This window comes from Desulfobulbaceae bacterium, from assembly GCA_015231515.1.
In the GTDB taxonomy this organism is placed as follows: Bacteria; Desulfobacterota; Desulfobulbia; order Desulfobulbales; family VMSU01; genus JADGBM01.
The window spans coordinates 1-9,234 of sequence record JADGBM010000115.1 but is presented as its reverse complement, the minus strand read 5'-3'; the positions used below and the strand labels follow the sequence as shown (position 1 = coordinate 9,234).

Genomic DNA, 9,234 nt, shown 5'->3' with positions numbered 1-9,234 from the left:
CAAAAAGACCAGTCACCCCCCAAGTCAACATACCGACCCAATTGCAGATTCAGCTTTTACTTTCGCTAGAGCAAACAGAAAGATCTTCGGGTGAATTGCGAAATCTGCTTAGTCTGAGTCACCGAGCTAATTTTCGCGATAATTATTTGCATCCAACTTTAGAAAACGGTTTTATTGAATACACTATTCCCAGCAAACCCAACAGCCGTTTACAAAAATACCGTTTAACTGAAAAAGGGCGGGAGTTTTTAAAGAGGCATAATTTGAAAACAAAGAGTCTAAAATGAATTTGAAACCGTATAGCTGGAAAGATAAACCGGCGCTGATTGAGAAACTGTTTCCGGTGCAGAAACTGTCGGTGGAGAGTTTTAAGGAACAGATGGCTGGTGCTGGAAAAACCGTCTTGGCTTGGGCAGCGGAACACGCTTCTTCAAGGGAATGTGCTATGATCTCCCAGAAGTGGACATCTCTTAGACCGGAGGAGCTTTGGAGGTTATTCTCTAAGACTGTTGCTGAGGCAGGCAAGGAAAAGGACGGGCAACGGGGCTGGAAGAAGGCTTTGTATTTTGCATTGTCTGATGGTGAAGGTATACGACTGGCTCCCAAAGCAAAAGTTAAGCGTAAAAAAAAGGATGTTGAGCCGGAGGTGAGTCTTTTTAGTTTTATGGATTTGGGAGAGACATGAACCAGATCAAACATAAAACATTTTTTGAGGATGTCCGATTAATTCTCAGAAAAGCCAGACAGCAGAGCTATGTCAGCGTCAATAGCATTATGGTGCAGGCCTATTGGGATGTGGGCAAAAGAATCGTGGAAGAAGAACAGGGTGGCAAGGAAAGAGCTGTCTATGGTAAAGGGCTGATCGAAGCGCTGTCTCGTGAATTGGGAGAAGAGTTCGGAAAGGGGTTTTCCGTGGCCAACCTCAAGAATTTCCGTCAGTTTTATCAAGCCTTTCCTGATGTGGAGAAAAGCTACGCACTGCGTAGCCAATTGAGTTGGACCCATCTCAGATTGATCATGAGGGTCAAAAGCGACACCGCACGCAAGTATTATCTCAAAGACGCCTCTGAGCAAAACTGGTCTTCACGACAGCTTGAAAGGGAGATCAAAAGCATGAGCTATGAGCGACTGCTCAAGGCACCAAAATCAGAAAATGAAGGTTTGGAAGTGGCTCCATCAAAATCTCGGCCCGAAAACTTTATCAAAGACCCTTATGTTCTTGAGTTTCTTGGTTTACAAGAAACTGGTGGTGAACTGGAAAGTGAATTGGAGTCAGCCATTCTTGGCAAGCTAAAAAACTTTTTGCTTGAGCTTGGCAAGGGGTTTTCGTTTGTGGGCCAGCAATTCAGGATCAGTTCTGAGACCAAGCATTTCTATGTGGATTTGGTTTTTTATAACTATTTGCTGAAATGCTTTGTTTTGATCGACTTGAAAACGGGTTCGTTGAGCCACCAGGATATCGGCCAGATGGACATGTATGTGAGGATGTTTGACGATTTAAAGCGGGGAGAAGACGATAACCCGACTTTGGGCTTGATCCTTTGTTCGGATAAGGATGAGACGGTGGTGAAATATTCGGTATTGAACGATAGCCAGCAGTTGTTTGCTTCGAAGTATTTGCGGGTTTTGCCCAGTGAAGATGAGTTGAGGAGGGCGTTGGAGGAGAGGCATATTTTGGAAGTAGGGATAGAAGAATGAGCTTGGAACCATTTAGCTGGAAAGATAAACCGGCACTGATTGAAAAGCTGTTTCCGGTGCAGAAGCTTTCGGTTGAGAGTTTTAAGGAGCAAATGGCGGGTGCTGGAAAAACCTTGACGGCTTTAGGCAGTTACTGGAAAGGACGCAAACCTCTTATTCTAAATAAGGCTTGTGTACTGGGAAGCCTCTTGCCTTGTACGGACGATCCTGTAAAAGACCTTGAGATATTTGACATGCTCATGGCCTTCGATGGCCGAAGTATGGCGGTGAGACTGGGGCTCACTTCTGCAAGTTATGTGGCAGAGCGTTATGTTGGAGCAGTCACAAAGGATTATTTTGAACCTAGTGAAGCTGTTGCCCTGCCAGATAAAACTCCCTTTGATATTCGTGAGTACCCTTACAGATACACTGACAAAAATGGTAAGGAAAAAACAAAAAACTGTTTATTAAAATGGAGAAAAGATATATCATATTGGCAGCAACTTTCTATGGCTGCAGAAGTTTTGCCTGAGCGTGCTTATCGGGAGCATGTCTCAAATGCTAAACGACCAGAAGAAATAATGGAGGTCGTACATGACCATATTTGGGAGAGAGTGAACGAACACCTTGGGATCGAGGTTTCAAGTTTCCCTCTACTCATCGAGCAACTGGGTATCGCTCGTTATGGAAGACGACCTAAGGTCGGTGATACTTTTTGTGGTTCTGGCCAGATTCCTTTCGAAGCTGCAAGATTGGGCTGTGATGTATATGCTTCTGACCTGAATCCCATTGCCTGTATGTTGACTTGGGGGGCGTTTAATATTGTTGGTGCAGATGAATCGGAAAGAGATAAAATCTCGAAACTTTTAATGAATTATTTATCAAAAATCAAGGGTTTTATAAATAATCTAGGTGTTGAGAAAGGAATTGATGGGTGGAAAGGAAAAACGTACCTTTATTGCTTAGAAGTAAAATGCCCAGAATCAGGATGGATTGTCCCCTTACTGCCTACATTAATAATTAGCAAGGGGTATAAAGTTATTGCAAAGTTAATCCCTGACCAAAAGCAAAAACGATATCTGGTAAAAATTGAATATGCATCAAGCAATAATGAATTAGAATCTTCTCAAATAGGCACAGTACAGAATGGTTATTTGGTCCATTCTCCTGATGAGTCATCACATTATAGAATAAAAATCAGTGCCATACGTGGAGATAATTCTATTGGGAGACAAAATAGTAATCAATTAAGACAGTGGTGCAAATTAGACTTTACTCCCAACCCCGAAGATATCTTTCAAGAGAGGCTTTATTGTATCCAGTGGGTAAAAAATAAAGAGTCGGGAAGAGGCTTTGAATACAAATTCACTTCAGTAAATCAAGAAGATGAGGTCCGGGAACAGGAGGTTATTGAGTATGTCAGGGAACACTTAGAAGAATGGCAAGAGAAAGGCTGGGTTCCGGATATGGTTATTGAAGCAGGAGATAAGACTGATGAGCCTATTCGGACGCGTGGCTGGACTCATTGGCATCATTTGTTTAATCCACGACAATTACTGCTTTTGTCCATAGTCAATAGTTTTAATAATGTATACACAAAGATAAAAATTCCACTTATTTTAGATAGGCTATCAAGATTAAATAGATGGGATAATAGTGTTTCTAAGGGGTGCGGGAATACAGCCAATGTATTCGACAATCAGGCCCTAAATACACTTTACAATTATGGTTGCAGAGCATCAAATGGGATATTAGATCAGTTAACACAAATCCCAAAATATCAGAATATTAGTGGAGAAATTGGCACATATAATCATATGTCATCTGATATAGATTGCTCTAACGACCTCTACATCACCGACCCCCCCTACGGAGACGCAGTAAAATACGAAGAAATCACCGAATTCTTCATAGCCTGGCTCCGCAAAAACCCACCCCCCGAATTTGCCAACTGGACCTGGGACTCCCGCCGAGCCTTAGCCATCAAAGGAGAAGACGAAGACTTCCGCCAAGGCATGATCCGTGCCTACAAAGCCATGGCCGAGCACATGCCAGATAACGGCATCCAAATCCTCATGTTCACCCACAAGTCCGGCTCCATCTGGGCAGACCTCGCCACCATCGTCTGGGCTGCTGGTCTCCAAGTCACCGCAGCATGGTATGTGGTCACCGAAACCGACAGTGCCCTCAGGCAAGGTGCCAATGTCACCGGCACCATCCTCCTCGTCCTCCGCAAACGAATAGAAAAAAAGTCCACCTTCCGTGATGAACTAGCTTGGGAGATCAAAGACGAAGTCAAAAACCAAATGGATAGCCTTACAGGACTCGATAAAACCGTAAGAGAACAAAACAACGAAGGACTCTACAATGATGCCGACCTACAAATGGCTGGTTATGCTGCAGCATTAAAAGCCCTAACCACCTACTCTGTCATAGACGGCAAGGACATGGAAATTGAATCCAAAGCCCCACGCAAAAAAGGTGTTAAAAGCTTCGTGGATGAAATGATCGACTTTGCCATTCAAAATACCGTTGAATACCTCGTGCCCACTGGTTTTGAAAACGATGACTGGAAAAAGCTCTCTCCCGTTGAACGCTACTACCTGAAAATGCTGGATATGGAAGCCCAGGGTGAAAAGACACTGGACAACTACCAGAACTTTGCCAAGGCCTTCAAAATACGCAAGTTCGAAGACCTGATGGGAGTCTCCCGTGCCAACAGTGCCAGACTTAAGATGGCTGATGAATTGAAGGGCTCATATATGAGTGGAGAGAATGAGCTAGCCGGCACTCCCCTCCGAGCTTTGATTTACGCCATCTGGGAAACCACCAAAGATAAGGACATTGAGGAAGTCCTCTCTCACCTGATGGAAAATGTCGGCCCAAGTTACTTTCAGGTTCGACCTTTGATTGTCCTCATGGCAAAACACATTTCAACCCGAAGGGATCTTATCAAAGGAAAAGCCCATGAGGCGGAAGCTTCTGCCGCGCGTGTATTGAGTGAAGCTGTTCATAGTCAAAGGTTGTAAATGCTCTATGGCTGACAAACGCAAAAAGAAACTCATTCGAAATAGCACTGCTGAGTTTTTGATCTTCACTGGGCAGTCAGGGGAGCAGAGTATCGAAGCACGCTACGAAGATGAAAGCATATGGCTTTCTCAAAAACTGATGGCTTCTTTGTTCGATATTGATGTTCGAACCATCAGTGAGCACCTAAAAAACATCTATCAGCAGGAGGAAATCTCCTCTGATGCAACTATCCGGAAATTCCGGATAGTTCAAAAAGAGGGAAAAAGAGAGGTATCCCGAGAGGTCGACTTTTATAATTTAGATGCCATTATCTCAGTGGGCTACCGGGTTAATTCCATTCGTGCAACTCAGTTTCGGCAGTGGGCCACTCGGGTTCTCAAAGAGTTTGCCGTAAAAGGTTATGTGCTGGACAAAAAGCGTATGGAAAATGGGTCCTTCTTGGGAGAGGACTATTTTGAGCGTTTGCTGGCTGAGATTCGAGAGATCCGCCTAAGTGAAAGGAAGTTTTATCAAAAAATTACCGATATTTATGCTACCAGCATGGATTACAATCCCGATGCCCCCACAACCAAGGTGTTTTTTGCCAAAGTGCAAAATAAGCTTCACTTTGCTATTCATGGTTATACAGCTGCCGAATTGATAGTCAGTCGAGCTGACAGTTCAGAAGAAAAAATGGGGCTGACAAGCTGGGAAAAGGCTCCTGAAGGAAAGATACTCAAAACGGATGTGAGTGTTGCCAAGAATTACCTAAAAAAAGATGAGCTAGAATCTTTGGGGCGTATCGTCAACGCCTACCTTGAATTAGCCGAGGAAAGGGCTTTAAGAAAAATTCCAATGACAATGGAAGATTGGGCCAAGAGGCTTGATGGTTTTTTAGAATTTACTGAGCGTGATATCTTAACGGGCAGTGGTAAGGTATCTGCCGAAAAGGCAAAAGAGCATGCAGAGAGTGAGTTTGAAAAATACCGCATTATTCAGGATAGTTTATTTGAGAGTGATTTTGACCGGATGATCCAGAAAATCGAAAGCAAAGAGCAATTGGATGAAATTCCTCCTGGCCATGATGAGAGTGAGGAACAATGACCCTCAAACGCTTCTCCAGCAGACTCGAACGACTCGACAAGGCATTTCTAGCCAAGTCTCTGGATGGAGCAACAAAGTATCTTCGAATTGCCGGCTATTTCCGTAGTTCTATTTTTGAACTGGTGGGAGAACAAATATCCAAAATCCCGGAAGTAAAAATTCTCTGCAATTCAGAACTGGATCATGCAGATTTTGCTGTAGCCACAGGACGAGAGACAGCACTCAAAGAACGCTGGAATGAAAACGATGTGGAAGCCCAAGCCTTATTGCAAAAGGACAGATACCAGAAACTGGATGCACTCCTGAAATCAGGCAATGTGGAAATACGCGTAGTTCCCAAAGAAAGGCTCTTTCTGCATGGCAAAGCTGGTAGTATTCATTACCCCGATGGACGACGAGTCTCATTTATCGGCTCGGTTAATGAATCTAAAAGTGCTTTTTCTAGCAATTATGAACTCGTATGGCAGGATGATGAACCAGAAAGTGCCGACTGGGTAGAAAGTGAATTTTGGGCTCTCTGGGAAGATGGTATTCCCCTACCGAAAACCATTATCGATGAGATTTCCCGTGTAGCCAACAGAAGGGAAATAAGCATCAGTGCACTAAAACCACTGGATATTCCCGCCGCGGCAATGGCTGAAGCTCCAATCTATCGTGGCGGGGAGCAGTTACAACCATGGCAGAGATCTTTTGTTACCCTTTTTCTAAAACACAGAGAGCTCTACGGTAAGGCTCGTCTCCTACTTGCCGATGAGGTCGGTGTTGGAAAGACCCTATCCATGGCAACCAGCGCACTCGTTTCTGCTTTGCTGGATGATGGCCCGATACTGATTCTGACTCCTTCGACACTGACAATTCAGTGGCAGGTAGAGCTAAATGATAAATTGGGTATTCCCAGTGCCGTATGGTCTTCTGGGCAAAAAGTTTGGTTGGGAGTAGAAGGTCACCCTCTTTCTCCCAAGGGGCATCCAGAAAGCATAAAGAGTTGCCCCTACCAAATAGCCATCGTTTCAACAGGGCTAGTCATGCACCAAAGGGATGGAGACTTCTTTATTAAGGAAGCGGGCTACCTTGTGAATCCTCGTAAAAAATATGGCACCATCATCGTTGATGAAGCACATAAAGCCAGAGTGAAAGGTGGCCTCGGCAAAGATTCTGCCACCCCAAATAATCTGCTGACATTTATTGAAATGATTGGCAAAAAAACCAAACATATGATTCTTGGCACTGCCACACCAATCCAAACCAAAGTTCGTGAACTTTGGGATCTTTTAACAGCATTAAATTCTGGCTGTGGATTCATATTGGGTGATACAGATTCACCATGGCGTAACTGGGAAGTTTCTGTTCCTCTGGTTACTGGAAAAGCGGATGTACATGAACTCTCCAAAGCCTGGGAGTACCTACGACACGCATTACCACCAGAAGGAGAACATGGAATTACAGACCAAATTCGTGCTGATCTAAATATCCCATCGAAAGATTTTTTTTCCTGTCTAAATTTCCAGGACTTGGATGATTACTATATGATTAGGGAGATGCACCTTCCTGAATGTCTTGGTTCTAAATTCTTCCGTGATAATAATCCCGTCATCAGGCATGTGGTACTGAGAAAAAGGACTCAGTTGGAAGATATGGGCTTACTGGAAAGAGTGGCTGTTGAAGTCCACCCTTTAGCTCCTAAAAACCATTTATACAACGCACGCTTTGTCGACTTAGGCTTGTTAACAAACCCACCTTTTGAAGCAGCCTATCAAGCCGCAGAAGACTTTTGTAGCCTTCTAAGACAACGAACAAAATCTGCAGGATTTATGAAAAGCCTCATGCTCCAGCGTATTTGCTCAAGCTTTGAGTCAGGACGAAAGACTGCCGAACAAATGTTAAAACATGCCATGGGTGTAGACCCAGACAGTGAAGAGGATACTGACCAAGCAGACCATATCTTGGCCGAAATGACGCCTGCAGAAATTGAATGCTTGGAACAAATCATTACACAGCTTTCAAGACCCACAGCAAAAGACCCAAAGCTGGATACGATTACCTTCTTTCTAAAAGAATTCAGGACCGATGGCAAAACTTGGCTAGAGCATGGCTGCATTGTTTTTAGCCAGTACTATGACACAGCATCTTGGGTTGCCAGACGCCTTGCTGAAGTATTCCCCGATCAGGTCATTGCCGTTTATGCCGGTGCTGGAAAGTCAGGGCTCTTCAAAGGCAATCAATTTGCCCATGTCGAGCGTGAATCAATTAAGAAGGCAGTGAAGAACCGAGAGATCAAACTTCTAATAGCTACGGATGCTGCCTGTGAAGGTTTGAATCTCCAAACTTTAGGAACTTTGATTAACATAGACCTCCCTTGGAACCCATCCAGGCTTGAACAGCGTCTTGGTAGAATTAAGCGTTTCGGCCAATCACGCCGGAGCGTAGACATGCTTAACCTTGTCTATCATGAAACACAGGACCAGAAAATTTACCGTACTCTCTCATCAAGGTTAAAAGATACCTTTGATATTTTTGGTTCACTCCCTGATACCATTGAAGATGAATGGATTGAATCTGAAGAGTTGCTAAAGGAAAGGATAGACCAATACATCCATGAAAGAGAGGATGCTGAAAATGCTTTTACAGTAAAGTATCGTGATACAGTAAGCCCTGATGCAAATAAATGGGAGAAATGTTCTGAGGTGCTTTCACGCAGAGATATTGATGAAATAATGAGGAAGGGTTGGTAGATGCTCCTTTTCGGTACAGAAAAAAAAAATTCCAAAAACTGAAAGAGAAGGACATGAAGGCTACCAGTATACTGTAACGATATGATTTCCAGAAGACCATCGTAAGCTCTTCTGAAGTTTACAAGCAAAGGGCAAGAAGAAAAAAATTACAAAACTCCTTATGGCGTAGCAAGAATTAAGATACTGCCAGCCAAGGGTTACCATAACACTGATTATTTGCATTATTAAAAATATATGCCTCGCAAACATATATCTTCTGTTGCATATATTTTTAACAACATATACTTATAAAAATCTTTTGGAGTTATATATTGATTCTACCATTTTTAAATCGCGATAATGAAAGCAAAAGACTTGCCAGTATTATTCAAGCTGGCAGGCACCTCGCCGTTATTTACGGACGACGAAGATGTGGCAAATCTCGTCTTATCAGAGAAGTTCTCTCGGCAAAGCAAGCTGTTTACTATATTGCCGATGAAAGAGAAGCTACTCTACAAAGAGAGGCTTTAGCCAGAGAAATAGCCAGAATTATTGATGGGTTTGACAAAGTCAAGTACCCAGACTGGGAATCTCTTTTTAGTCGTTGGTGGAAAGGAAAAACGTACCTTTATTGCTTAGAAGTAAAATGCCCAGAATCAGGATGGATTGTCCCCTTACTGCCTACATTAATAATTAGCAAGGGGTATAAAGTTATTGCAAAGTTAATCCCTGA

General features: G+C 43.3%; 6 protein-coding genes. All 6 read left to right on the top strand.

All coding sequences use genetic code 11. The features are described 5' to 3' along the window. Nucleotides 1–283: 283 nt before the first annotated feature. On the top strand, nucleotides 284–685 hold the full coding sequence (locus HQK80_13725) for a DUF3780 domain-containing protein (protein MBF0223261.1): 402 nt from the start codon (nucleotides 284–286) through the stop codon (nucleotides 683–685). Next, a complete protein-coding gene (locus tag HQK80_13720; GenBank protein MBF0223260.1) occupies nucleotides 682–1,698 on the top strand; it encodes a DUF1016 family protein in 1,017 nt (338 codons plus the stop codon). Before HQK80_13725 ends, HQK80_13720 begins: the two co-directional genes overlap by 4 nt. Continuing rightward, nucleotides 1,695–4,706 (top strand): DUF1156 domain-containing protein, encoded by a 3,012-nt coding sequence (locus tag HQK80_13715; protein MBF0223259.1) that lies wholly within the window; start codon nucleotides 1,695–1,697, stop codon nucleotides 4,704–4,706. The genes HQK80_13720 and HQK80_13715 overlap by 4 nt, the downstream gene beginning before the upstream one ends. A gap of 7 nt (nucleotides 4,707–4,713) precedes the next feature. After that, nucleotides 4,714–5,790: a virulence RhuM family protein gene (locus HQK80_13710; protein ID MBF0223258.1), complete on the top strand. Its 1,077-nt coding sequence runs from the start codon at nucleotides 4,714–4,716 to the stop codon at nucleotides 5,788–5,790. Beyond that, a complete protein-coding gene (locus tag HQK80_13705; GenBank protein ID MBF0223257.1) occupies nucleotides 5,787–8,522 on the top strand; it encodes a DEAD/DEAH box helicase family protein in 2,736 nt (911 codons plus the stop codon). Before HQK80_13710 ends, HQK80_13705 begins: the two co-directional genes overlap by 4 nt. 311 nt (nucleotides 8,523–8,833) lie before the next feature. After that, nucleotides 8,834–9,234, top strand: a 401-nt coding sequence (locus HQK80_13700; protein ID MBF0223256.1) for a hypothetical protein, incomplete at its 3' end; no start/stop codon positions are given.